General features: G+C 73.0%; 25 protein-coding genes. 18 read left to right on the top strand and 7 right to left on the bottom strand.

Annotation, left to right across the window (positions count from 1 at the left end; all coding sequences use genetic code 11):
- The 6 genes from ACFP1K_RS37565 to ACFP1K_RS37540 all read right to left on the bottom strand — a co-directional run.
- Positions 1-714 (bottom strand): amidohydrolase family protein (locus ACFP1K_RS37565; protein WP_380762580.1); only part of this gene is annotated, 714 nt, incomplete at its 3' end.
- Complete coding sequence (locus ACFP1K_RS37560; protein ID WP_380762578.1) at positions 711-1,595, bottom strand: amidohydrolase family protein; 885 nt, start codon at positions 1,593-1,595, stop codon at positions 711-713. The genes ACFP1K_RS37560 and ACFP1K_RS37565, both read right to left, overlap by 4 nt.
- A gap of 7 nt (positions 1,596-1,602) precedes the next feature.
- The gene (locus ACFP1K_RS37555) at positions 1,603-2,040 is read right to left on the bottom strand and encodes a lipocalin-like domain-containing protein (protein WP_380762575.1); all 438 of its coding nucleotides are present in this window, start codon (positions 2,038-2,040) and stop codon (positions 1,603-1,605) included.
- A 52-nt stretch (positions 2,041-2,092) separates the two neighbouring features.
- On the bottom strand, positions 2,093-2,854 hold the full coding sequence (locus ACFP1K_RS37550; protein ID WP_380762573.1) for an HpcH/HpaI aldolase family protein: 762 nt from the start codon (positions 2,852-2,854) through the stop codon (positions 2,093-2,095).
- Positions 2,855-2,865: 11 nt separating this feature from the next.
- Positions 2,866-3,789: a hypothetical protein gene (locus ACFP1K_RS37545; RefSeq protein WP_380762571.1), complete on the bottom strand. Its 924-nt coding sequence runs from the start codon at positions 3,787-3,789 to the stop codon at positions 2,866-2,868.
- Positions 3,790-3,819: 30 nt separating this feature from the next.
- Positions 3,820-4,713 (bottom strand): DUF6282 family protein, encoded by an 894-nt coding sequence (locus tag ACFP1K_RS37540; RefSeq protein ID WP_380762569.1) that lies wholly within the window; start codon positions 4,711-4,713, stop codon positions 3,820-3,822.
- A gap of 212 nt (positions 4,714-4,925) precedes the next feature.
- Between ACFP1K_RS37540 and ACFP1K_RS37535 the strand changes: the two genes are divergently transcribed.
- Genes ACFP1K_RS37535 through ACFP1K_RS37515 form a run of 5 tightly spaced genes read left to right on the top strand, consistent with a single transcriptional unit; the run spans position 4,926 to position 10,103 of the window.
- The gene (locus ACFP1K_RS37535; protein ID WP_380762566.1) at positions 4,926-5,720 is read left to right on the top strand and encodes a CoA-transferase subunit beta; all 795 of its coding nucleotides are present in this window, start codon (positions 4,926-4,928) and stop codon (positions 5,718-5,720) included.
- Positions 5,721-5,727: 7 nt separating this feature from the next.
- Positions 5,728-6,735: an alpha/beta fold hydrolase gene (locus ACFP1K_RS37530; protein ID WP_380762563.1), complete on the top strand. Its 1,008-nt coding sequence runs from the start codon at positions 5,728-5,730 to the stop codon at positions 6,733-6,735.
- Entirely contained in the window at positions 6,732-7,589 is an 858-nt protein-coding gene (locus ACFP1K_RS37525; protein ID WP_380762561.1) for an alpha/beta fold hydrolase, read from the top strand. The genes ACFP1K_RS37530 and ACFP1K_RS37525 overlap by 4 nt, the downstream gene beginning before the upstream one ends.
- A gap of 31 nt (positions 7,590-7,620) precedes the next feature.
- The gene (locus tag ACFP1K_RS37520; RefSeq protein ID WP_380762558.1) at positions 7,621-9,225 is read left to right on the top strand and encodes a class I adenylate-forming enzyme family protein; all 1,605 of its coding nucleotides are present in this window, start codon (positions 7,621-7,623) and stop codon (positions 9,223-9,225) included.
- Positions 9,222-10,103: a CoA transferase subunit A gene (locus tag ACFP1K_RS37515; RefSeq protein WP_380762556.1), complete on the top strand. Its 882-nt coding sequence runs from the start codon at positions 9,222-9,224 to the stop codon at positions 10,101-10,103. Before ACFP1K_RS37520 ends, ACFP1K_RS37515 begins: the two co-directional genes overlap by 4 nt.
- A 69-nt stretch (positions 10,104-10,172) precedes the next feature.
- Here the strand turns inward: ACFP1K_RS37515 and ACFP1K_RS37510 are convergent, their stop codons facing one another.
- Positions 10,173-11,174: an aldo/keto reductase gene (locus ACFP1K_RS37510; protein ID WP_380762554.1), complete on the bottom strand. Its 1,002-nt coding sequence runs from the start codon at positions 11,172-11,174 to the stop codon at positions 10,173-10,175.
- A gap of 185 nt (positions 11,175-11,359) precedes the next feature.
- On the opposite strand from ACFP1K_RS37510, the gene ACFP1K_RS37505 reads away from it, so the two are divergent.
- From ACFP1K_RS37505 to ACFP1K_RS37445, 13 genes are all read left to right on the top strand, one after another.
- Entirely contained in the window at positions 11,360-12,883 is a 1,524-nt protein-coding gene (locus ACFP1K_RS37505; RefSeq protein WP_380762551.1) for an aldehyde dehydrogenase family protein, read from the top strand.
- Positions 12,884-12,902: 19 nt separating this feature from the next.
- Positions 12,903-13,988 (top strand): zinc-binding dehydrogenase, encoded by a 1,086-nt coding sequence (locus ACFP1K_RS37500; RefSeq protein ID WP_380762548.1) that lies wholly within the window; start codon positions 12,903-12,905, stop codon positions 13,986-13,988.
- A 96-nt stretch (positions 13,989-14,084) separates the two neighbouring features.
- Positions 14,085-14,585 (top strand): VOC family protein, encoded by a 501-nt coding sequence (locus ACFP1K_RS37495; RefSeq protein WP_380762546.1) that lies wholly within the window; start codon positions 14,085-14,087, stop codon positions 14,583-14,585.
- A gap of 63 nt (positions 14,586-14,648) precedes the next feature.
- A complete protein-coding gene (locus tag ACFP1K_RS37490; RefSeq protein ID WP_380762543.1) occupies positions 14,649-15,797 on the top strand; it encodes an alpha/beta hydrolase in 1,149 nt (382 codons plus the stop codon).
- Positions 15,797-17,026, top strand: a complete 1,230-nt coding sequence (locus ACFP1K_RS37485) for an FAD-dependent oxidoreductase (RefSeq protein WP_380762585.1) — start codon at positions 15,797-15,799, stop codon at positions 17,024-17,026. The genes ACFP1K_RS37490 and ACFP1K_RS37485 overlap by 1 nt, the downstream gene beginning before the upstream one ends.
- Complete coding sequence (locus ACFP1K_RS37480; RefSeq protein ID WP_380762582.1) at positions 17,023-18,189, top strand: acyl-CoA dehydrogenase family protein; 1,167 nt, start codon at positions 17,023-17,025, stop codon at positions 18,187-18,189. Before ACFP1K_RS37485 ends, ACFP1K_RS37480 begins: the two co-directional genes overlap by 4 nt.
- Positions 18,182-19,840 (top strand): AMP-binding protein, encoded by a 1,659-nt coding sequence (locus ACFP1K_RS37475; protein ID WP_380762541.1) that lies wholly within the window; start codon positions 18,182-18,184, stop codon positions 19,838-19,840. Before ACFP1K_RS37480 ends, ACFP1K_RS37475 begins: the two co-directional genes overlap by 8 nt.
- The gene (locus ACFP1K_RS37470) at positions 19,837-20,265 is read left to right on the top strand and encodes an FAS1-like dehydratase domain-containing protein (RefSeq protein WP_380762538.1); all 429 of its coding nucleotides are present in this window, start codon (positions 19,837-19,839) and stop codon (positions 20,263-20,265) included. Before ACFP1K_RS37475 ends, ACFP1K_RS37470 begins: the two co-directional genes overlap by 4 nt.
- On the top strand, positions 20,262-20,705 hold the full coding sequence (locus tag ACFP1K_RS37465; protein WP_380762535.1) for a MaoC/PaaZ C-terminal domain-containing protein: 444 nt from the start codon (positions 20,262-20,264) through the stop codon (positions 20,703-20,705). The genes ACFP1K_RS37470 and ACFP1K_RS37465 overlap by 4 nt, the downstream gene beginning before the upstream one ends.
- Positions 20,702-21,601, top strand: coding sequence for an amidohydrolase family protein (locus ACFP1K_RS37460; protein WP_380762532.1), 900 nt, complete (start codon positions 20,702-20,704; stop codon positions 21,599-21,601). Before ACFP1K_RS37465 ends, ACFP1K_RS37460 begins: the two co-directional genes overlap by 4 nt.
- 33 nt (positions 21,602-21,634) lie before the next feature.
- Entirely contained in the window at positions 21,635-23,140 is a 1,506-nt protein-coding gene (locus tag ACFP1K_RS37455; RefSeq protein ID WP_380762530.1) for an FAD-dependent oxidoreductase, read from the top strand.
- An 84-nt stretch (positions 23,141-23,224) separates the two neighbouring features.
- Entirely contained in the window at positions 23,225-23,932 is a 708-nt protein-coding gene (locus tag ACFP1K_RS37450) for an IclR family transcriptional regulator (protein WP_380762527.1), read from the top strand.
- 596 nt (positions 23,933-24,528) lie between these two features.
- A partial coding sequence (locus ACFP1K_RS37445; protein WP_380762524.1) for a glycoside hydrolase family 36 N-terminal domain-containing protein occupies positions 24,529-25,230 on the top strand: 702 nt, incomplete at its 3' end.

The following is a 25,230-nucleotide window of genomic DNA, read 5'->3' as shown; positions in this document are numbered from 1 at the left end:
GGGGGCGCCTATGAAGGGGGCGTCGCTGCCCCAGAAGAGTTTGGTGGGGCCGGCTGTTTGTAGCAGGGTTGTCGCGTAGGTGGCCAGGGTGGTGGGGGGGACGCGGAGGCGGTAGCCGGCGGAGAGTTTTGTCCAGACGTGGGCGGTGGTCAGGGCGTTCAGGAGGGCTTTGCCGCCGGGGTTGTTGTAGCCGGTTGCGGGGTGGGGGTCGCCGAAGTGGTCTACTACGACCTTTGTTCCGGCGGTCAGTAGGGCGTGCAGGACCGGGGGGAGGCGGGCGGACTCGATGTTTAGTTCGACGTGCCAGTTCAGGTCGGTGATCTGGCGGAGGAGGGTGCGGTAGTCGCGGGTGGTCAGGTCGGGTAGGTGGGGGCGGCGGCGCCATTGGAGGCGGATGCCTACCACGCCGCTGGACTTCATCTCGGCCAGGTCGGCGAAGGGGGTGCCGGGGGGGACGTCGACTGTGGCGCGTAGGTGTGGGTGGGAGCGGAGGGCGGTCAGGGTGTAGGTGTTGGCGTCGTCGAGCAGGCTCATGGCGGAGATGACCGCGTGGCTCACGCCGTGGGCGGTCATCATCGGGAGGAACGCCTCGGTGGTCAGGTCGGTGTGGGGGCGGGTCCAGGCGCCGGGGGCCAGGGGCAGGGTGTTGCTGAACAGATGGACGTGGGTGTCGACGAGGAGCTGCGGGGCGTCCCCGGTGGGGGTGGTGGTCACGCGGGATCCGCGCCGGGGACGGGGGCGGGGAGGCGGTACAGGTGGGCCGCTGTGCCGCTCAGGACCATGGCTGCGTCGGCGGGGTTCAGGCCGGTCACCGAGGCGCGGCCGAGGCGGACCATGTCGGGGTAGCTCATGGGGGTCTGGGTGACGTCCGAGCCCCATAGCACTCGGGCGGCGCCGAAGTGGGAGACCAGCCAGGAGACCACGGTCGCGGGGGATGTGCCGGTGGACAGGTGACGGGCGTGGTTGAGGGTGGTGACCTTGATGTGCACCTGTTCCAGGTCGGTCAGGGCCAGCAGTCCGGGGGCGCCCGGGTAGGGCGTGGGGCGGTCGGTCTCCACGCCGGCGATGTGGTCCAGGACGACGGGGGTGCCGGGGAAGTCGCGGAGGACGGCCGGGAGGGCGCGGAGGCATTCGTCGCGGTTCCAGCGGTACAGGTGCAGGCACATCGACAGGCCGAGGTTCGTCGCCTGATGCCAGACCCGGCGGGCGGCGGGGCCGGTGAACCAGTCCGTGCCGCTGGGGCCGCCGTGCCGGGTGCCGCCGGGGGCGGTCAGGCGTATCGCCGCGGCGCCGCGTTCCGCCCAGTGGCGGACCACCGCTTCGGCGTCGGGGGCATGGCCGTCGATGACGCACATGGCGGCCAGCCGGGACGGGTGCCGGGCGGCCGAGTCCACCACGTAGCTGTTGTCGAAGCCGAACACGTGGGCCCGCTGCACCGCGACGGCGGCGGTGAGGCCGTGGGCGTCCATCTCGGCCAGCAGGCGTTCGGCGGTCATCGGGTCGCGGCGTGCCTGCTCGGGGACGGTGCCGCCCGGGGGGTCGAACGGGTACGCGGGGTCGTTGGTCGTCAGGTGCGCGTGCGCGTCGATCAGCATGGCGCTCTCAGTGGTCCGGGTGGGGACGGAGGCGTTCCCAGACGAGGATGGGGGTGGGGGGCTCGCCGGGGGAGCGCTCGGCGCGCAGGACCAGGCGGGGGCCGTCGAGGGCGGCCAGGCGGACCAGGGTGGTGCCGATCGAGTTGGGGTGGACGCCGGCCTCGATGTGGTGCAGGACGCGGTCGCCGAGCCAGTCGTACCGGCCGGCGTAGCCGCCGTAAGCGCGGACCGCGTCGAGCCGCTCGGGGTCGGTGGCCCAGCGCCAGTTGGCGGTGGGCAGCGGCGGCCGGTCGCCGGGCATGTACTGCACCGACATGTGGCCGTCCGGCCCGTAGATGAGCCGGCCGAGCGGGACGTCGCCGAGGGGCCGCTCGCCGTCCGCGCCGCCGCCCTCCAGGTAGTAGTCGGCCAGCCGCCAGGTGCCGGTGATCTCCGGCGCGGTCATCGCTCCTCCTGGCCGTGGAAGCCCTGGCAGGCCCCGGTGGTCTCGGGTGCGGTCACCGCTCGTCCCGGGGGCGCGAGTCCCTGACCGTCGAGCGGGCGGTTCTCGCCAGCATAGTGGCGTCGTTGCCCACGATCAGGAACTGGTGGCCGAGGGCGGCGGTCCGGATGGCGGAGGGGCCGTCCACGCAGGCCGCGCCGCAGGGCTTGCCCGCCTTGGCGGCCGCCGTCCTGGCCTGGTCCAGCAGCGCCTGGACGGACGGGTCGGCCACCTCCACGCCGAGGGAGACCGACAGGTCTCCGGCGCCCAGGAACACCGCGTCCACGCCGGGGACCGCCAGGATGTCCGGCGCGGCGTGTACGGCGGCGGCGCTCTCCAGCTGGGGGACGCAGACGACGTCCTCGTTGCCGGTGCGCAGGTACTCGGCGCGGGAGGTGAGGCCCCAGCGGCCGGCGCGGCTGGTGCCTCCGGCGCCGCGGCGGCCGATTGGGGGGAAGCGGACGGCCGCCGCCACGCGGCGCGCGTCCTCGGCGGAGTCGACATGGGGGGCCAGGATGCCCCGGGCGCCGGCGTCCAGGACCCGCTGGATGGTGGACTCCGTGTGGTCGGGCACGCGGACCAGGGGGTCCACGCCGAGGGCGGTGGCCAGGGTGATCATCTGGGCGGCGAGGCCCAGGTCCAGGGGAGCGTGTTCCAGGTCGATGACCACGAAGTCGAAACCGGCGTGGGCCATGATCTCGACGCTCTCGACGGTGGCCAGTTTGATCCAGGTGCCGAGCCGGGGGGTGGCCGGCGTGGCGGAGGCGAAGAACGTCACGTTCCCTCGATTCAGGGGGCCGGGTACTCGTCGGCGTTGAGGACCCAGCCGGGCTTGGCGGAGAAGTCCGCGCGCGGGGGGCTGAAGACGTCGATGAGCAGGTGGCGCCCGGCGCCCATGGCCTGGCTGGTGTGCACGGTGGGCGGCGGGATGATCGTGGCCGAGGGGCTGCTCACCCGGGCGTGCTCGTCGTCGCGCCACTGGTCCAGCCGGGAGGTCCACGGGGTGCGGACGTGGTGGACGTAGTCGCCCGCCACGGTCAGCGAGCACTGCTCGAAGTCGTCGTGGTGGTGCGGCGACATGCGGTTCGGGTCGCGCGGGCCGTCGCTCGGGTCGCCGAAGTTGACCATCAAGGAGCTGGAGCGGAAGAGACGGCCGAACCGGCCCGGCACCCGGGGGTGGTCGGCGTTGAGGTAGACGCGGAGCCGGTGCCCGGCGGGCGGGTCCGGCCACGGCTTCAGCGGCGCCACCCGGGGGTGCGGCTCGGCGTACGACGCGGCGTTGGCGCAGAGGGCCGTCACGTCCTCGGTGCGCGTGTCGAACACGCGGAACAGTTCCGCCTCGCCGCGCGCGGTGACCGTGCTGTCGCCGGGCGGCACGATGACCACGCCGCGCCCGGACACGGTGCGGCTCTCGGTCCGCCCGCCCGCGGACGAGGTGATCTCGACGGTGACCGCGTCGTCCGGCACTATGATCATGTACTCTTCTCGCTGCCCGGCGGCGGTACGGCGCAGCGTGTCGCCGTCGGGCAACCTGCTGTAGGCGATGGCCATGTTCTGGCCGCGCACGTACCACGTGCGGCCGCCGCGGCCGGTGGTCTCCTGGGGCGGCATGGTCAGGAACCCGAAGGTGGCCAGTTCGGCGATCGGCGCGTTCGGGTCGCCGGCGGGGGTGCCGGCGTCGAGTGTGGAGCGCGGGTCGGTTGCGCTGTACATACGTTCCGTCCTTGAGGATGAGCGGCCTCGTCAGTCGTCCAGGCCGAGCAGGTATGAGGGGTTGGCGCGGACGATCCGCCGCAGGTCCTTCTCCGGCAGGCCGAGGTCCAGCAGCGCGGAGCCGACCCGGACGAACGAGTCCACGGGCATCGGCCGGCCCGCCTGGCCGAGGTCGGAGGCGAGCACGGTGTGCTCGGGGCCGACCCGCTCGATCCACTCCAGCAGCTGCGGCGGGGACCACCTGGCGTTGGCCACCTCCGGGTCGTACATGCTGGTCTCGTGCTCGATGTACGCGCCGAGCCCGATGAACTCGCCGCACTGCGCCGGGTCGGAGCCGATGACGAAGTTCGGGTGGCTCACCACCAGCCGGCGGACTCCCCGGTCCCGCGCGGCGGCGAAGACCTCCAGGATGTCGGCGGGGGCCATGTGCCCGGCGGACAGCAGCGCGCCGGCCTCGGCGACCACGTCGAGCACCCGGCCCACCTCGGGGATCAGGGCGCCGTCCGCGCCACGCACGTCCACCTGGGCGACCGACAACGGGATGGTGGGCTTGGGGAACCCGCCACCCGCGTTGTGGTGGTCGATGTGCGCGCTGGAGGAAATGGTGGGGAACCACACGCACCGCCCGCCCATCCGCAGGCACATCTCCACCGCGTACGGATTGATGCCGCCGACCTGGTTGTTGAGGGCGATCCCGCCGTACACCGCGGTGCTCAGGCCGGCCAGCCGGTCCCGCATGGCCAGCAGGTCCATCACCGTGTTGTGGTGATGGGACTTGGCCAGCAGGGCCCGCATGCCGAGCCGCGCGCCGTCGCGGGCGGCCTCCACGTGGTCGAACCTGCGGGGGAGGGGGTTGGGGCCTGAGTGGCAGTGCAGATCGACCAGCCCGTGCAGGACTCGCTCGATCGCGGTGGGTCGGGTCATCGTCGTTCCTCCCGCGCGGGCGGTGCCAGGACGGCAGGCCTTGACAGCACCACCCAGACACTAGCATTGTGTAACACATTACGGACTTCATGTACGATAAATGTGAATCGTCGATCCTGACAAGTGCAGTCCCAGCCAAGAAAGTCTCACCGCGGTCTGTCGGGCCATCGCTGTGACCGTGATGCCTCGCCGCCTGAACCATTGGGGGCCTCGTGCCGGACGCGAGTTACACCTGGGCCGAGATGATGGCGATCTCCATCTCGCACGAGATGGCCGACGGCGACTTCGGCTCCGTGGGCGCCGCCTCCCACATCCCCGCCGCGGGGCTGCGGCTGGCGCAGCTCACCCACGCGCCGAACCTCTCCTTCTTCTGCGGCGGCAGCGGCGCGATGAACCCGAGGATCCAGCGGCTCACCGAGTCCTCCGCCGACTACCGCAACCTGGTGACCAGCGAGTACCAGTTCAGCCTGGACGACGTCGTGGACTTCGAGACCGCGATCAGGTTCGACTTCGCGTTCCTCGGCGGGATGCAGATCGACAAGCACGGCAACCTCAACATGGCCGTGATCGGCCCGTGGGCCAAGCCCAAGGTCCGCGGCCCCGGCACGATCGGGCTGATCTTCCTCGGCGGCTTCAGGACCAGCTACATCTACACCGAGCACCACACTCCCAAGATCTTCGTCGACAAGGTCGACTTCGTCAGCGGGGCGGGCTGGCTGGACGGCGGCGACTCCCGCCGCAAGGTCTTCCGCCCCGAGTCCGACGGCCCCCGCCGGGTGTTCACCCCCCTCGGCGTGTTCGACTTCGAGCCGGAGAGCAAGCGGATGCGGCTCATCAAGGTCCACCCGTGGAGCAGCGTCGAAGAGGTCAAGGCCGCGACCGGGTTCGAGCTGCTGGTCGCCGCCGACGTACGGACCGTCGACCCGCCGACCGAGCAGGAGCTGCACCTCCTGCGGACCCAGGTGGACCGCGACGGCGTGCTGCGCCGCCACGCCGCCACGGCCTGACGGCGCCATGACCCCCCGGCGACCGTGGGCCCACCGCCACCTCGTGGTGGACGGCTGCACCACCCACTACCTGGAGGCCGGCGACGGCCCCCCGCTGGTCCTGCTGCACGGCGGCGAGTACGGCGCCGCCGCCGAGATCACCTGGGAGCACTGCGTCCCGGCCCTGGCGGAACACCACCGGGTGCTGGCCGTCGACTTCGTCGGCTACGGGCACAGCGACAAGCTCCGCGACTTCGGCGGCCAGCGGCGCCTGATGCTCCGCCAGATCACCGGCGTGCTGCGCACCCTGCGGATCGAGTCCGCGTTCTTCGCCGGGACCTCGCTGAGCGGGCGGATGCTGCTGGACGTGGCGTGCCGCCCGGCCCCGGTCTGGCCGATCCGGGCGATGGCGGTGACCGGGATCGGCCTGGCCGCCCCGGAGGCCGCCGCCCGGAAGGTGCTGGAGGACTTCGACGGCACACTCGACGGGTTGCGCCCGTCCATGGACGTGCTCTTCCACGACCCCCACTGGCGGGACAGCGAGGAGTACCTGCGCCGCCGCCACGAATTCACCGCGATCCCCGGCGCCTGGGAGACGGCGGCGGCGGGTGCCCTGCGCTCACCGGCGCGGCGGGGCGGGGAGAACCGTCCGCACGTCCGTCCGCCTGCCCGCGACTACGGCGGCGTCGCCGTGCCCACCTGCCTGATCAGGGGCGAGCACGACCGGCTCGTGCCGGACGCCACCTGGCGGGAACTGGCCGCGCGGATCCCCGGCGCGGCCACGGTCACCGTCGCGGGCAGCGGCCACTACCCGCAGATCGAGCGTCCCGCCGAGTTCACCGCGGCGGTGCTGGACTTCTTCGCCGGGTCGGCCCGCTCCGGCGCCGAAGACGGACGGGCCGCCTCCGGCGTCAAGGACGCGCAGAGCGGTTCCGGAGCGAAGGACGCGCAAGCCCGTTCTGGTGTGAAGGACGCGCAGACGTGTTCCGGTGCGAAGGACGCGCAGGCCGGTTCCGGTGTGAAGGAGATGACATGACGGCCGGGCGCTCCCCGGGGCCCGCGCAGGCGGGGCCGGGCGTCCATGTGGAGTCCGGTGGAGGTAAGGACGGGCCCCTGGTGGTCTTCCTGCACGGGTCGGCCGCGTCCGCGGCGGTATGGAAGCCGGTCACCCGGCGGCTGGCGGACCGGCGCCCCGGGACGCGGTGGCTGCTCGCCGACCTGCCGGGGCACGGCCGTTCCCGCTGGCAGCTGGACTACTCCCCGGACGGCTACGCCGCCATGGTGGCCGCCGCGATCCGCGGGCACCTGGACGGGCTGCGCGGGCCCCGCCCGCCGGTGCACCTGGTCGGCCACTCCCTCGGCGCGATGGTCGCGCTGGCCGTCGCGGACGGCACCCGCGGGGTGAGCGTCGCGTCGGTGCTGGCCATCGCGATGAAGGTGAACTGGACCGAGGAGCAGCTGACCCGCCGCGCCGCCGCCGCCTCCCGGCCGACCAGGATCTTCCCCAGCCCGGAGCAGGCCCGCGACCTGTTCGGCCGCGTCTCCGGGATCGCCGCCGCCGGCCCGTCCGCCGGCTTCACCGAGGCCGACCTCGCCGGCGGCGTCACCGGCGCCGACGGCAGGCACCGGCTGTCCGGCGACCCGCGGATCACCGCCGCGCCCCCGCTCACCCCCGCCGCGCTGGCCGCGCTCGCCGCCCGGGTCACCTGCCCGATCACGCCGGCCTGCGGCGACCGCGACCCGGGCGTGCGGGCCGAAGAGATGGCCGAGGTGTTCGGCCGCCCGGTCACCGTCCTGCCCGGCGCCGGCCACAACGCGCACATCGAGCACCCCGGCCTCATCGCCGACCTGGTCGGCCAGGCACTCGGCCGTGCCGCGAGCGACCACTGACGACCGAACGACGGAAGGCCGGAGTCCCCCCATGCGAATCGAGAACCTGCTGCGGCAGAACGCGGTACGCCGCGGCGACCTGCCCGCCGTCATCTGCGCCGAGCGGCGGCTGACCTGGGCCGAGCTCGACCTGGAGAGCGACCGCCTGGCCGCCGCGCTGCTGGCCCTGGGCTTTCGCGCGCAGGAACGCGTCGCGCTGGTGATGGCCAACAGCCACCACATCGTGACCGCCTTCTACGGCCTGTGGAAGATCAACCTGGTCGCGGTCGGGATCAACCCGCGGATGACGGCACCGGAGATCACCCGCATCCTGGCCCACTCGGGAGCGTCCGCCGTCATCTGCGACACCCCCGCCGCGGTGGAGGCCGCCGCTGCGGTCCCCGGCGTCCGCGCGGTGTTCACCGCCGGCCTGGACGGGCCCGAGGGCGGCGGCCACCGGACGCTCACCGAGCTGATCGCCTCCGGCGACCCGGCCGGGGTGCCCGAGACCGGCGACGGCGGCGACCTGCGCTCGCTGCGTTACACCAGCGGCACCACCGGAGCGTCCAAGGGCTGCATGGCCACCCACGACCAGCAGCTGGCCAGCACCGCCAACTACCTGTGCGAGATCAACGTGCCGCGCGGCGGCCCGACCTGGATCTCGGTGCCGCTCACCCTGGGGGTCGGCGCGTCGTACGTGACCACCACCGCCTACCTGGGTGTCCCGCTGCTGCTGCGGCGGCGTTTCGACCCGGCCGCCTTCGTCGCCGACGTCGCCGAGCACGGCGTCGAGCACGCCTTCCTGGTGCCGACCATGCTGGTCGACCTGGTCCGCGCGCTGCCCGGCCTGGACGTCTCCGGGGCCCGGCGGCTGAAGCTGATCGGGTACGGCGGGGCGTCGGTGTCCTGGAGCCTGATCAGATCGCTGGCCGAGGCGCTGGACGTCGATTTCTACCACGCGTTCGGGGCCACCGAGGCCGGGGGCTTCACCGCGCTCCTCACCCCGGAGGACCACCGCCGCTTCCTGGGCGAAGGGGCCACGTCCATCGTCCCGGTGGGCCGCCCCGCCGCGTTCGCCGACGTCAAGATCTTCGACGCGGAGGACCGCGAGGTGGCGCCGCGGCAGACCGGGGAGATGCGGATCCGGGCGGCCAGCGTGTTCTCCGGGTACTGGAGCCGGCCCGAGCTGACCCGGCAGGTGCTCAAGGACGGCTGGCTGCGCCTCGGCGACATGGCCTGGCGGGACGAACGCGGCTACATCTACCTGGCCGACCGCGCTCAGGGCGTGATCAGGTCCGGCGCGCAGAACGTGTACGCGGGCGAGGTGGAGGCGGTGCTCCAGGCGTGCCCCGGTGTGGCCAGGGGCGCGGTGATCGGCGTGCCGCACGAGCGGTTCGGCGAGTCGGTCAAGGCGCTGGTGCAGCGGGTGCCCGGCGGCGACGTCACCGAGCGGCAGGTGCTCGACTACTGCGCCGAACGGCTGGCCGGGTACAAGCGGCCCCGCGAGGTGGAGTTCGTCGCGGAGCTGCCGGTGGACGAGGGCGGAAAGATCAGAAGGGCCGAGCTGAAGCGCGTCACCGGGGCGCGGCCGCTCGGAGAGGCGACCCCGGCCAGCGAGGCCGTTCCGGCCGAGGCGGTTAAGGAGTTCAGGCGATGACCGCGGACAAGGTGACGACCCCCGAGGAGGCGGTCGCCGGCATCCCCGACGGGGCCACGATCGCGCTCGGCGGGGTGCACTCCCACAACGGCCCGACGGCCCTGGTGCACGCGCTGATCCGGCGCGGCGTGCGGGACCTGGAGCTGATCCCGACGCCGAGCGCGGGCGCGCCGGTGGACATGCTGATCGCGGCCGGGTGCGTGCGGCGGCTGCACGTGTCGTACGTCGGCCTGGAGTTCCTCGGCCTGGCCCCGAACTTCCGCCGGGCGGCGGAGAACCAGACCATCGAGATCGTCGAGGGCGACGAGGCCTACATCGTGTACGGCTTCCGCGCGGGCGCGAGCCGCCTGCCGTTCCTGCCGCTGCCGCCGCTGTACGAGGGCACCGACCTGCCCAAGGTGAACCCGCGGATCCGGACCACCACCGACCCGTACACCGGGCGGACGGTCACCACCATCCCGGCGCTGCGCGCCGACTACGGCCTGTTCCACGCCCAGGTCACCGACCGGAAGGGCAACGCGCAGATCTTCGGCCAGCGCCGCTTCGAGGACGTCATGGCCAAGGCGTGCGACCACGTCGTCATCAGCTCCGACGAGATCCTGGACGAGTACGCCCCGGCGCCCGACCCGCGCCTGGTGTCCATCCCGGGGGCAATCGTGGACAAGGTGGCCCACGCGCCCTACGGCGCGCACCCGCTGTCCTCGCCGGGACACTACGCCTACGACCGGGACCTGCTGGTCGAGTACCGCGACCTGGCCGCTCAGGACCGCACCAAGGAGTACCTGGAGACGTACGTGCACTCGGTGGCCGACCACCAGGAGTACCTGGAGAAGGTCGGCGTGCGGCGGCTTCTCGGCCTGCGGCAGACGTTCCGCTGACCCGCCCGGCGCGGCCGTCACGGCAGCCCGCCGTGACGGCCGCGACCGCGGGGACCGAGAGGCCGTGGGTCACCAGGAGTAGGCCTCCGGCGCCGGGCCGGGGCCGGGGAAGATCTCGTCGAGCCTGGCCAGCGTCGCCTCGTCCAGGTCGACCTCGAACGCCCGCACCGCGGCGTCGAGCTGGGACAACGTGCGGGGACCGATGATGGGCGCGGTCACCCCCGGCTGACGCAGCAGCCAGGCCACGGCCACGTCCGCGGGGCTCTCGCCCAGCTTCTCGCACAGGTCCTCGTACGCCTGCACGGCGGCGCGATGCTTGTCCAGCTTGACCAGGCGCCGGCCGCGGAGGGTGGCCACGCTCGCCCCAGGCAGCGGGGTCCCCATGGTGTTCTCCCGCTCCTTGCGCAGGATGCCGCCGAGCAGCCCGGCGTCCAGCGGGGACCACGGCATCATGCCCACCCCGTAGTGCCGGCATGCGGGCAGCACCTCCAGCTCGGCGGTGCGTTCCAGCAGGTTGTAGATGGTCTGCTCGCTGACCAGCCCGAGGTGCCCGCGCCGGGCCGCGGCCTCCTGACCTCCCGCGATGTGCCAGCCGGGGTGGTTGGAGGTGCCCACATAGACGATCTTGCCCTGGGTCTTGAGGACGTCCATCGCCTCCCAGATCTCCTCCCACGGGGTGGACCGGTCGATGTGGTGCGGCTGGTAGAGGTCGATGTGGTCGGTACGGAGCCTGCGCAGCGAGGCCTCGCAGGCGCGCCGGATGTGCAGCGCGGACAGGCCGGAGTCGTTGGGCCACTCGGACATCCGGCCGTACAGCTTGGTGGCGAGCACGGTCCGGTCCCTGCGGCCGCCGCCGGTGGCCATCCAGCGGCCGATGATCTGCTCGGTCAGGCCCTCGCCGAACCGCCAGCCGTACACGTCGGACGTGTCGATCAGGTTGATCCCCAGCTCATGGGCGCGATCCATGATCGTGAAGGCGTCCGCCTCGGTCGTCTGGGTGCCGAAGTTGTCGGTGCCGAGGACCAGCCGGCTGATCGTCAGACCGCTGCGGCCGAGGGTGGTGAACTCCACGTGGATCTCCCGACGCCGTGAGTATTACATCTATCGGACGATACGTCCCATAATTAAGAGCCGATGGTACCCTGCCCGATACATGAGGCAAAGTGCCGATCCGGCCGAGCTGTGGTCCTTCGTAGCCGAATGAACCGCGTACGCGCTCGGGCTCAGGCACGAACCGGCCCCGAGGGGACTAGTCGTTGAGCACGAACGAGCCTGATCACACCGCCCCGCTCGCCGATCACATCGCCGCCGCCGGCCTCCCGGCGGCGCACAGCTTCGTCTCCGGCACGTTCCGCCAGGGCGGCGGCCCGGAGTTCACCACCTGCCACCCCGGCGACGGCTCGGAGCTGGCCACCGTCCAGGCGGCCACCCCCGAGTTCGCCGACGCCGCCGTGGCCGAGGCCGCCGCCGCGCAACCGGCCTGGGCCGCGACCCCGCCGCACGAGCGGGCCCGGGTGCTGCGCGCCGCCGCCGGCCTGATCGAGGCCCAGGCCGTGCGGCTGACCACCCTGATCGCGCTGGACAACGGCAAGACGACGGCCGAGGCGCGCGGCGACGTGATGGTGGCGGCGGCGCACCTGCGGGCCGCCGCCGGGTGGGCGGCCACCCTGGAGGGGATCACGCTGCCCGCCGACGGCACCACGCTGCGGATGGCCTTCCGCGAGCCGGTCGGGGTGGTCGCCGCGGTCATCCCGTTCAACACCACGTTCATGTTCGCCGCGCAGAAGGCCGGGCCCGCGCTCGCCGCGGGCAACGCGGTGCTGCTCAAGGCCCCCGAGCTCAGCCCGCTGGCGGCCCCCGTGTTCGCCAGGCTGCTCACCGACGCCGGGCTGCCCCCCGGGCTGCTCCAGGTGCTCCAGGGGGCGGGCGACGTGGGACGGCGGCTGGTGGAGCACCCCGCGGTGACCATGGTCTCCTTCACCGGCAGCACCGAGGCCGGCCGTCAGGTGATGCGCTCGGCGGCCGGCGGCGTGAAGCGGGTGCTGCTGGAACTCGGCGGCAAGTCCGCCAACATCGTGTACGCCGACGCCGACCTGGACGCGGCCCTGCACGCCACGGTCGGCGGCGTCTTCCGCAACGCCGGGCAGCGCTGCTTCTCCGGTTCCCGGCTGCTGGTGGAGGACCCGGTCGCGGACGCGTTCACGGCCCGCGTGGCGGATCTGGCCCGCTCGATCCGGGTGGGCCCGCCCTTCGCGCCGGACAGTCAGCTGGGCGCGCTGATCTCGGCCGCCGAGGCGGAGCGGGTCCGGTCGATGGTCGAGACGGCCGTGGGGCAGGGGGCCCGCGTGCTGGCCGGGGGCGAGCGCCCGGCCGGGCTGCACCTCGGCGGCGCCTACTACGCGCCGACCGTGCTGGAGATCCCGCCGGACCTGCCGAAGGTGCCGGACATCGTCTACCAGGAGGTGTTCGGCCCGGTCCTCACCGTGCAGCGCTTCGGCGACGCGGCACGGGCGGTCGCGCTGGCCAACGACTCGCCGTTCGGCCTGGTGGGGGGCTGCTGGACCAGGGACATCGACCGGGCGCTGACCACCGCGCGGCAGGTCAGGTCCGGCTACTTCTGGATCAACTCCTACGGCGCCCTCGCGCTGGACGCCCCCATCGGCGGCGTCGGCCTGTCCGGCGCGGGCCGGGAGCTCGGCCGCCTCGGCCACGAGGCGTACACCGAGGTCAAGACCGTGATCATCGACACCGCCGCGTCCGCCGCGCCGCGCTGGTACTGACCCCCGGCAAGGAGATGCCATGTCCGCGCACTACCAGGGCGCCGTCGCCCGAACCGCCCACGGGCCGCTGAGCTTCGAGGACATCCCGCTGCGCGAGCCGGTGGGCGACGAGGTGCTGATCGACGTGACCGCCTGCGGCCTGTGCCACAGCGACGTGCACTTCATGCACGGCACCTCGGGCACCGACTTCCCCTACCTGGTGGGACACGAGGTGGCCGGGCGGGTGGCGAGACTCGGTCCGGACGCGACAGGGCCCGCCGTGGGCGACAGCGTGGTGGTCGCGCCGATGGTGGCGTGCGGGCGGTGCCGCCAGTGCGGGGCGGGCCGCCCGGAGGCGTGCCCGGCCAAACTGCCGAGGCGGCCCAAGGTGACCCTCGGCGACGGCGCGGAGGCGACCGCGGTGCTCGGCGTGGGAGGGCTGGCCGAGCGGGTCGTCGTGCCCGCGCGGCAGGCCGTGGCGATCGACCCCCGGGTGCCGCCGCAGGTCGCGGCGCTGCTCGGCTGCGGGGTGCCGAGCGGGTTCGGGGCCGCGGTCAACACCGCGGCGACCGGCCCGGCCGACGACGTCGTGGTGATCGGCTGCGGCGGGGTGGGGGTCGCGGCCGTCGCCGGAGCGGCGTACGCGGGCGCGCGGCGGATCATCGCCGTGGACACCAACCCGGCCAAGCTCGACGCGGCCCGCCGGTTCGGCGCCACCGACGTGGTGGACGCGTCCCGGGAGGACACGGTGCCGCGGGTGCGTGAGCTCACCGGCGGCCAGGGCGCCGACGTGGTGCTCGACGCGGTCGGCGGCCCCGGCTCCTTCACCACCGCCAACCGGCTGCGCGGCCCCGGCTCCCGGCTGGTGGTGGTCGGCGCGCCCAAGCAGGGCGACACCGTCGAGCTGCCGCTGCGTCACCTGTTCCTGACCGGCGGCTCGGTCAGGGTCTCCATCTGGGGCGACTGCGTGGCGTCCCGGGACCTGCCCCTGCTGGCCAAGCTGTACCTGGACGGCCGGCTCCCGCTGGACGAGTACGTGAGCGGCACCTACCCGCTGGAGGACGCGCAGGCCGGCTACGACCGGCTGCTGTCCGGCGAGGCGCTTCGCGGCGTCGTGCTGCTGTGACGGTCCCGCCGGCAGTTGACAGATCCGCACATATCGCCACACAATCAGCACATATTTCGGACGAGTTGTCCGATAAATGACAAAGATCGAGGAGTGATGATGACGGAGACCCTCCGCGCACCGCGCTCGCTCAACCACATCGCCTACCCGACCTGGAACTCGCAGGCCACGTACGACTTCTACACAGAGGTCCTCAGGTGCAGGCTCCTGGCCGCGATCCAGCTGGACGTGGTCCCCTCCAGCGGCGCGCGGACCCCGTACCTGCACACCTTCTACGGGCTGCACGACGGGAGCGCCATCGCGTTCTTCGAGGTCGAGGAGCTGCCCGACCCCGGGCCCGACCCGGTGCCCTCCTGGGTGCGGCACATCGCGCTCAACGTGGACTCGATGGAGGAGCTCCACAGCTGGCAGGCGCACTTCGCCGCCAAGGGCGTGGAGAGCGTCGGCATCGTCGACCACGACGGGGTCTGGGAGTCGCTGTACGTCTTCGACCCCAACGGCGTCCGGATCGAGCTGACGCTGCAGACCCGCGCGCTCACCGAGGACGACGCCCGCCAGGGCGCCGAGACCCTGCGCGCGTGGAACGAGCGCGGGTAGCGCCGGCCGTACCCCCACCCCCCGCCCCGATCCCGTTCATCCCCTGCCCATCAGGAGCCGCCCGTGCTGACCCGCGAACTACTCCCCATACCGATGACGTCGGGTGGGCGCCTCGACATCAACTCGGGCGTGGCCCGGCTGAGCGGGAAGATCTGGGCCACGCTCTGGAAGGACGACCGGCGCCCGCCCGGCACCGCGGTGCTGATCGTGCACCCGGCCTCCAACTTCATCGGCCACTACGCGCTGGAGGAGCTGGCGTCCCGGGGCGTGGCCGCCGCGGGCCTCGCCACCCGCTACGTCGGCAACGACTCCGCCCTGATCATGGAGAACTGCGTCCTGGACGTCGGCGCCGCCATCCGCCGCCTGCGCGAGCTCGGGTACGAGAAGATCGTGCTGGTGGGCAACTCCGGCGGCGGCGGCCTGGCCGCGCTGTACCAGGCGCAGGCCGAGAACCCCACCATCACCCACACCCCCGCCGGGGACCCGGTGGACCTGACGACCGCGGACCTCATCCCGGCCGACCAGATCGTGATGGCCATGGCCCACCCCGGCCGCGCCGTGGTCTACACCGAAGGGCTCGACCCGGCGATCGTCGACGAGCACCGGCCGTTCGACCGCGACCCCGGCCTCGACATGTTCGATCCCGCCAACGGCCCGGCCTACGCCCCCGAGTTCGTGAGCCGGTACCGCCAGGCCCAGCTCGACCGCAACCGCCGCATCAGCGACTGGGCCTTCCAGCAGATCGAGGCGCTGCGCGCGCGGACCCGCCGGTCGCCGTCCGGGGGGCAGGAGGTGCCGGACGACCTGCCCTTCGTGGTGCACGGCACCGCCGCCGACCCGCGTTTCCTGGACCTGTCGCTGGACCCCTCCGACCGCGCCGTCGGCACCCTGTGGGGCAGCCCGTGGGTCGCCAACTTCCAGCCCGCCTCCCTCGGGCACCTCACCAGCCTGCGCTCCTGGCTCAGCCAGTGGAGCCACGAGCACAGCCGCGCCAACGCCTACCGGCGGCTGCCCGGCGTCAAGGCCCCCGTCCTGGTCGTCTCCGGGTCGGCCGACTGCGCGGCCTTCCCGAGCCACGCCCGCGGCATGTACGACGCGGTCGGCCACGACCGCAGGGAGCTCGTCGAGATCAAGGGCGCCGACCACTACTTCCAGGGCCGTCCCGACCTGGCCGCCGCCATGTGCGACCACATCGTCGAGTGGGCCCGGTGATGGGCGCGCTCGACGTCGCCGTGGTGGGCGCGGGACCGGTCGGCCTGACCGCCGCGCTGGCGCTGGCCAGGCGGGGGATCACGGTCACCGTCTTCGAGGAGGCCGAGCGGCTCAGCACCGAATGGCGCGCCTCCACCTTCCACCCGCCGACCCTGGAGATCGCGCACGACCTCGGCATCGCCGGCGCGATGCTGGCCGAGGGCATCATCGCGCGCACCTACCAGATACGGGACCGGCGGGACGGGCTGATCGCCGAGTTCGACTTCGGCATGCTCGCCGACGAGACCGCCTACCCGTTCCGGCTCCAGCTGGAGCAGTACAAGTACACCCAGATCATCCACGACGCGCTGAGCGCCGGGCACCCGGACGTCGGGCTGCGGCTCGGCGAGGGCGTCACCGGCGTGACCCAGGACAAGGATGCCGCGGTGCTCACCACCGTCGCGGGGGAGCAGGTCGAGGCCCGCTGGGTGCTGGCCGCCGACGGCGCGCGCAGCACCATCCGCAGAACCCTCGGCGGCACCTTCGACGGCCTCACCTACGCGCACCGCTACCTCGTGCTGAGCATCGACTACCCGGTGGAGACCCTGCTGCCGGGCATCTGCGACGTCAACTACATCGCCGACCCCGACGAGCACCTGCTCATCCTGCGGGTCCCGGACGTGTGGCGGGTCGTGGTCGCGGTGCGGCCCGGCCTCGGCGCCGAGGAGGCGCTCACCGACGCCTACGTGGCAGAGCGGCTGCGCGGCCTGTTCGGGGAGCACCCCGAGCTGCCGCTGCGGGAACGGAAGATCTACTCGGTGCACCAGCGGGTGGCCGAGACCTTCCGGCGGGACCGGGTGCTGCTGCTCGGGGACGCCGCGCACGTCAACAGCCCGATGGGCGGGATGGGCCTCAACGGCGGCATCCACGACGCGTTCGACCTGGCGGCCCAGCTCGGCGCGGTGCTGCTGGACGGGGCGGGCCCCGAGGTGCTGGACGGCTGGGCGCACCGCCGCCGCAAGGCCGCGATCGAGGCCGTCCAGGAGATCACCCACCGCACCACCACCGAGATGGCCGAGCAGGACGAGGCCGAGCGGCGCGGCTTCCAGCAGCGGATGTCGCAGATCGCGGCCGACCCGGCGCTCGCGAGGGCGTGGATGCTGGACGCGGCCATGATCTCCAACGTGCGCGCCCACGGCCTGCCGCTGGCGGCCGCCGGCCGGGTGGGCGGCGGGCCGGTGGTGGGCTGATGGACTTCGGTCTCAGCGACGAGCAGCGCGACATCCGCGACACCGCCCGCGCCTTCGTCACCAAGGAACTGCTGCCGCTGGAGGAGGTGTTCCTCCGGCAGGGGGCCGCGCGGCTGCCGCGGGAACAGGAGCGCGCGCTCCGGGCCAAGGCCAGGGAGTTCGGCTTCTGGGGCCTGAGCACCCCGCGGGAGTACGGCGGGATGGAGCTGCCCGCGCTCACCCAGTCGCTCGTCCACACCGAGGTGGCCAGGACCTGCGTGCCGTTCCGCTTCGGCGGCGAGGCCGACAACATCCTGTACGACGCGGACGCCGCGCAGCGCGAGGAGTACCTGAGGCCGACCATCGAGGGCCTGCGGCTGGGCTGCTTCGCGCTGACCGAACCGGGCGCCGGATCGGACGCCGCGGCCATCTCCACCACCGCACGGCGGGACGGCGGCGACTGGGTCGTCAACGGCTCGAAGACCTTCATCAGCAACGGCGGCGACGCCGACTACGCGATCGTCATCGCGGTCACCGACAAGGACAAAGGTGCCCGCCACGGCTCGACCGCGTTCCTGGTGGACCGCGCCGCCGGGTGGACCTCCACCCCGATCCGGACGATGGGCGGCTGGCACCGGCCCGCCACGCTCTACTTCGACGACGTCAGGGTGCCCGCGGGGAAGGTCCTCGGCGAGGTCGGCGCGGGCTTCGACCTGGCCATGCGCTGGGTGGGCAAGGGCCGGCACGTGATCTCCGCGCACTGCGTCGGCATCGCCGAGCGGTGCCTGAGGCTGGCGGTGGAGTTCGCCGGCACCCGCAGGACGTTCGGCCGCGAGATCGGCGACTACCAGGCCGTCCAGTGGATGATCGCCGACTCGGAGACCGAACTGGAGGCGGGCCGCTGGCTCGCCCTGCGGGCCGCCTGGGACGCCGACCGGGGCGCCGGCACCCGGCACTCCGCGGCGATGGCCAAGCTCTTCTGCACCGGGATGGCCGGCCGGGTGGTCGACCGGGCGCTGCAGATCCACGGCGGCATGGGTTACACCAAGGATCTTCCGCTGGAAGGGTGGTACCGCGCCGTCCGCGCCATGCGGATCTTCGAGGGTACCGACGAGATCCAGCGTCTCATCATCTCGCGCGACCTGTTGCGCGGCTTCACCCGGATCGGAGGTCACCTTGCCTGAGACGGCCGAGTGGAAAATGAGCGTGGCCGGCGCCCTGCGGGCGGCGGCGAAGGAGGCGGGCGACCGGCCCGCCGTGATCCAGGGCGACCGGCAACGCGGCTACCGCGAGCTTTCGGCCCGCGCGGAACGCGTCGCCGCGTCGCTGGCCGAGCGCGGCGTGCGCCCCGGCTCCACCGTGGGCATCGCCCTGCACAACTCCGTCGAGTACGTGGAGGCGGTGCTCGCCGCGTTCACGCTGGGCGCGCGGCCGGTCAACGTCAACTACCGCTACCGGGAGCCCGAACTGCGGTACGTGCTCGGCCACATCGGCGCGGCGGCGCTCGTCTACGAGACCGCCCTGGCCGACCGGGTGCCCGGCGCCGTGGCCGGGCTGCCCGCGCCGGTCGCGCTGCTGGAGGTCGGCGGGGAGGACGCGACGGTGCCCGGCGCGCTGTCGTTCGAGCGGGCCGCGGCGTCCACGGCCGCGCTCCCCGCCCTGGACGAGGACTCGCCGCACGGCATCATCCTGCTCACCGGCGGCACCACCGGCAGGCCCAAGGGCGTGATCTGGGACCGGGACGGGCTGCTCGGCATCCTCACCTCGGTCTTCCGGCAGCACGGCCTCGCCTCACCCGTGACCCCCGGGCAGGTCCGGGAGCGGATCCGCGAGCTGCGGGCCGCGGACGGGATCCCGGTGGTGCTGCCGATGTCGCCGCTGATGCACGGCACCGGCTTCTTCCACGCGCTGCGTACCCTGATGGCCGGAGGCACCCTGTGCTTCTGCGCCTCCCGGTCGCTGGACGCCGACGAGGTGTGGCGGGTGGTGGGGCGGTACGGGGTCACCGAGATGGTCATCGTCGGCGACGCCTTCGGCCGTCCGCTGGTGGACGCGCTGGCCGCGGCCGAGCACGCAGGTCGCCCCTACGACCTGGACAGCCTGCGGCGGATGACCAGCTCGGGGGTGCTGTGGAGCGTCGACGTGAAGCGGCAGCTGCTGCGCCGCGGCCGGAACCTGACGCTGGTCGACAACATCTCGGCCTCCGAGGGAGGGCCGTTCGGGCAGGCCGAGGCGAGGTCCGAGGCTGACCTGAACGACGGGCGGTTCGCCCTGTCCCCGGTGGCCCGGGTGCTGGACGAGCACGACCGCGACGTCGAGCCCGGCAGCGGCCGGACCGGCGTGCTGGCCAGCGCCGGCCCGCAGCCGGTCGGCTACCTCGACGACCCCGCCAGGACGGCCCGGATCTGGCGGGTCATCGACGGCGTCCGCTACGCCGTGCCCGGCGACCTGGCCTCGCTCGACGCGGACGGCCGGCTCGTCCTGCTGGGCCGCGGCGACGGCGTGGTCAACACCGGCGGGGAGAAGGTCTTCCCCGAGGAGGTCGAGCAGGCGCTGCTCAGCCACCCCGCGGTGGACGACGCGATCGTGGTCGGCGTGCCCGATCCGCGCTGGGGCCAGACGGTGGCCGCCATGGTCGCCCCGGCGAACAGGCTGGACGGGGTGCCGGACGAGGAGCTCACCCGGCACGTCCGGGACCGGCTGGCCGGGTACAAGAGCCCGCGCCGTATCGTCCGGGTCGCGGTGATCCCCCGCACGCCCGCCGGCAAGGCCGACCGCCCGCTCATCAAGCAGATGGTGACCGAGCAGGCGACGACACAGGAGACGACATCGTGACAGGAACGCCGTTCCCCATCGAGCGAGGCCACGTGCTGGCCTTCGCCCGTGCCCTGGGCGAGGAGGGGGACGCCGTCCCGCCCACCTTCCCGATCGCGTTCGCCCAGTTCGACCCGGACTGGCCGCTGCGGATGACGCCGGGGCGGCCGTGGAACGGCTCCGGTGCCGAGCCGGGCGTGTCCTCCGGCGGCCCCGGCGGCCTGCACGCCGAGCAGGAGTTCGAGTACTTCCGGCCGATCAGGGCCGGGGAGACGCTCACCGCGCGGCGGCGCGAGGGCAGGACCTGGCAGAAGGAGGGCGGCCGGGGCGTGCTGAACTTCACCGAGCGCCACGTCGACTTCTTCGACGCCGCCGAAAAGCCCGTAGCCCGGTCCACCACCGTGTCGGTGACGGTCACCCCCGCCGCCCCGAGGGAGGGACGATGACACGGACCGCGCCGACCGGCGTGCGGGCCGGGCAGGAGGTCGTCCAGGTGGTGGTCACCGACCTGAAGCGCACCCAGATCGTCATGTACGCCGGGGCCTCCGGCGACTTCAACCCGCTGCACACCGACGAGCCGTTCGCCACCAAGGTGGCGGGCAACCCCACGGTGATGGCGCACGGCATGCTCACCATGGGCCTGGCCGGGCGGGTGCTGACCGGTTGGTTCGGGCACGAGAACATCCGCCGCTACCGGGCCAGGTTCAAGGCGCCGGTCTGGCCGGGCGACACGCTCACGGTGACCGCCGCGGTGACCTCGGTGGCGACCGTGGACGGCGAGCGGCGCGCCGAGCTCACCCTGTCCGCGGTCAACGCGGCCGGGACCGAGGTGCTCACCGGCACCGCGACCGTGCTGGTCGCCGACGCGGACGGGGCGGCCGGATGAGCGGGCCGCAGGGGACGCCGATGGACGTGGCCGCGCTGGAGGCGATCGACGTGCACACCCACGTGCAGGCGTCGGTCCTGGACGACCCGGCCGCGGGCGGCGGCGGCGACGGCTTCGCCGCGATGGCCGACTACTTCAAGGCGGGCGAGGTCACCAGGTACACGGTGCCGATGCTCGCCGATTACTACCGGCGGCGGCGCATGGCGGCGGTGGTGTTCTGCGTCGACACCATGCACGTGAGCGGCCGGGAGCCGCACCCGTCCAGCGAGGAGATCGCCGAGCAGGCGGCGCGCCACGCCGACGTGCTGATCCCGTTCGCCAGCGTCGACCCGCACCGGGGCGCGGCCGGAGTCCGGGCCGCCCGGCGGCTGATCGAGGAGCACGGCGTGCGGGGCTTCAAGTTCCACCCCACCTCGCAGGGCTTCTTCCCGGACGACCGGCTGGCCTACCCGCTGTACGAGGTGATCGCGGAGCACGGCCTGACCGCGTTGTTCCACACCGGCCAGACCGGCGCGGGCGCCGGCACCCCGGGCGGCGGCGGGCTGCGGCTCAAGTACTCCAACCCCATGCGCGTCGACGACGTGGCCGCCGACTTCCCCGACCTGCAGATCATCCTGGCCCACCCGTCCTTCCCCTGGCAGGACGAGGCCCTCGCGGTCGCCATGCACAAGCCGAAGGTGTACATCGACCTGTCCGGCTGGTCGCCCAAGTACTTCCCGCCGCAGCTGGTGCGGTACGCGAACACGCTCCTGAAGGACAAGGTGCTGTTCGGCTCGGACTTCCCGATGATCACGCCGGAGCGATGGCTGGCCGACTTCGCGAAGCTGGAGATCAAGGAAGAGGTCCGCCCGAAGATCCTCAAGGAGAACGCGGCCAGGCTGCTGGGACTCACGTAGTCCCGGTCAGAGGGCTCGATCAAGGAGACCGTGATGTACCACAGCGGGCCGTTCGACCGGACCGTCGACGTCGTCGTACTCGGGTTCGGCGACGCGGGCGCGGTCGCCGCCACCACCGCCCACGACGCGGGCGCCGAGGTGCTCGTCATCGAGAAACAGCAGGCCGGCGACCACCGGCCCAACAGCCGGTACGCGGCGGGCTTCTTCCTGGTGCCCAAGGACGTGGACCGCGCGGTGGAATACCTGTCCGCGCTGTACGAGGTCCACGGCGAGCAGGTCGACCCCGGGCTGATCCGCGCCTGGGCCAGGGAGACCGCGGCCAACCCCGCGTGGCTGGACCGGCACGGCTGCGGCTACCTGGACACGGGCATCCTCGGCGAGCACCACACGCTGCCCGGCCACGACGCGATCACCGTGTACAAGGCGACGCCGGGCCCCCGGCCGGACGGCTACACCGGGTGCCCGATGCACGGTTTCCTGCGCCACCTGGTGGCCGGACGCGGCATCGAGGTCCGGTACGGCACCGCCGCCCGCCGCCTGCTCACCGACGAGCGGGGCGCGGTGACCGGCGTGCTGGCCGACCGGGACGGCCGGGCCGAGCGGATCGGCGCGCGCCGCGGCGTGGTGCTCGCCGTGGGCGGCTTCGAGGGCAGCGAACGGCTGAAGACGCAGTACCTCCCGGTCACCCCGGTGCACTTCTACGGCACCGAGCACAACACCGGCGACGGCATCGCGATGGCGATGGAGACCGGCGCCGAGCTGTGGCACATGAACGTCTGGCCGGGCCAGTTCGTGGCCAGGTTCCCCGGCAGCGGGTACGGCGGGGGCACCGCGATCGACCTGTGGGGCTCGGGCCGGTTCGGGCCGGTCCAGGGACGGCGCCCGCCGGGCTCGATCTTCGTGGACGGCTCCGCACGCCGGTTCGTCGGCGAGCCGGGCCCGCAGCACGCGGCCCACCTGGAGCTGCTCGGCATGGACTCCGCCCGGCTCAGCCGACCGCGCGTCCCCACCTGGTGGATCTTCGACGAGGCCAGGTTCAAGGAGGCGACCCTGGTGCCGACCTACTCCGGCCCCGCCGGCCCGGTCGGGGATCTCACCTGGAGTCCGGACAACACCGAGGAACTGCGCCGCGGCTGGATCCTCTCGGCCGGCTCACCGGCCGAGCTGGCCGCGCGGTGCGGGCTGGACCCCGCGGCGCTGGAGGCGACGCTCGCCCGCTACAACGACCACTGCGCCGCCGGGACGGACGCCGACTTCGGCCGGGACCCCGCCACGCTGACGCCGATCCTCGGCCCCCGGTACTTCGCGCTGCCGCTGTGGCCCGGCGGCTCCCACACGGTGGGCGGTCCGCGCCGGGACGCCGAGGCCCGGGTGCTGTCGATCCTTGGGGGTTTCGTGGAAAACCTGTACTCCGCCGGTGAGTTAGGATCTCTGCACGGATTGCTCTATCCGGCCGGTGGGGGCAGCATCGCGGAATGCCTCGCCTTCGGCCGGATCGCGGGGCGCAATGCCGCGGCCAACGGGATCATCGGAGGATGACTCAGATGCGGCGTACGGCGCCGGACGACCCTGCGGCGAGCGGCGCGCGTAGGTGGACACCGACACCGGTAGGGGTGACTTCGCTTGGGCGCTGGTGATCACGCTGCCGAGGGCACGAGCACGCCGAGCGGCTCGCAGACCCTGGATCGCGGCCTGAAACTGCTCGAACTCCTCGCCACCGAGGACCGTGACATGACGGTGGCCGAACTGGCCGCCTCACTGGGCATGCACCGCCAGGCGGTCTACCGCCTCCTGACCACCCTGCGCGCCCACCGCCTGGCCGCCGAAGGCAGCTCGGGCCGCTACCGCCTGGGCCTCGGCGTCATCCAGCTGGCCCGACGCGCCAACCCCCACCTGCGCCGCGCCGTCCTGCCCCACCTCCGCACCCTCGCCGAAGAGCTGGGCGTCACGGCCCAGTGCGTGGTGGCGGAAGGCGACGACGCGGTCGTGCTGGCCGTGGTCGAACCCTCCGACGCCGTCTTCCACCTCTCCCAGCGCAGCGGCGCCCGCCACGCCCTGGACCAAGGCGCCAGCGGCATAGCCATCATGCTCTCCCGCGACCCCCACCCCCGAGACTCCGAAGCAGTGATCACCGCCAGATCCCGCGGCTACGCCATCTCCCGCGGCACCCTCACCCCCGGCGCCCTAGGCATAGCCGTCCCCCTCTACGACGCCGAAGGCCACTCAATGGACGTAAGCCTCGGCATCGTCTCAATGATCGACCTAGACGTGGACCGCACCGCCAAACGCCTCACCGCCGCCGCCGACCAGATCACCGCCAGCGAACTCTGACCCCGATGACCGGTCCCTCCCGGCGCCGCGACGGCGGGACGTGGTACGGCGAACCCGGCGCCGCCTTACGGCCGCGTGTGTGCGGCGCCGATGAAATGGTCCTCGCGAACGGCGCGCTTCGCGCGGAAAGGCGCAAGGGCTGTGCTCATGCGGGGGACACCCCCGCACCCCCGGCCCTGCCGGGCTCACCGTGCTCCGCCGCCATGCGTTCCAGCCGATGCTCGCTGTTCTGTCCATGCTCGCCGGTCCAATTCATGCTCCGCCCCGGCTGGTGCCCCGCCGTCCCGCGATGCGCGCTTCGACCCTCAACCCCCACGGCCTCCGTCCCGGAGATGCTGACGTTTTGATCCCTTGACGTCAGCTATCACTGATCCCGGTGACCCGTGACGGGTTTCTCGCCGTACAGCGGCGCCGGTTCGCCTTATGTGGTCGCCTCGCGCAGCAATTCGAGGGTGGCGCGGAGGATCGGCGCCATGTGTCGGGCGAAGGACATGGGTCGCTCCCTGTGCCGGAGGTTGTCAGCCTCCGGCAGGATATTGCCGTATCCAGGTCTTGAAAGTCCGTCGTCAACGCTGGTCCGACCGCTAGGAAGCCGTATGTCCCAAATCGTCGTCCTCTCCGCCGCCGGCACCTGCCTGGTGCTCGACGTATCCGGGCCGGGGCTGCCCGTCGTGCTCCACTACGGGGCCGATCTCGGGGCGGAGGCCGGGGGTGCTCTCGGGGCGTTGGTGCCGTTGGTGGCCGGGCCGCCGTTGGTGGCGGGGCAGGGGGATGGGTGGTATGGGAGGCCGGGGTTCGGTGGGGGGCGGGTGGGGGAGCACTGGGCGGTGCGGTGGGTGGTGGACGGTGAGGTCGTGGTGGAGGGGGGGCCGGGGCGGGGTGGGGCCGTCACGGTTGGCGCTGTGGATGAGCAGGTGGGGGTGCGGCTGGTCAGTGAGCTGGTGATGGATTCGCACGGGGTGCTGAGGATGCGGCATGCGGTCACCAATCTTCAGGGGGGCGCGTATCGGGTGGACGGGGTGATCTGTGCGGTTCCGGTGCCTGGGCGGGCGGAGGAACTGCTCGACTTCACCGGGCGGTGGGCGCTGGAGAAGGTGCCGCAGCGGCGGGCCTTCGGGCAGGGGGCGTGGGTGCGGGAGAACAGGCGGGGACGGACCGGGCATGACGCCGCGGGGGTGCTGGTGGCGGGGACGCCCGGGTTCGGGTTCCGGCACGGCGAGGTCTGGGGGGTGCACGCGGGGTGGAGCGGGAACCATGTGCATCTCGCGGAGCGGACCGGTGAGGGGTACGCGCTGCTG

Source organism: Sphaerisporangium aureirubrum (genome assembly GCF_042658925.1).
Taxonomy (GTDB): domain Bacteria; phylum Actinomycetota; class Actinomycetes; order Streptosporangiales; family Streptosporangiaceae; genus Sphaerisporangium; species Sphaerisporangium aureirubrum.
This window is presented reverse-complemented; position numbering and strand designations above follow the sequence as displayed.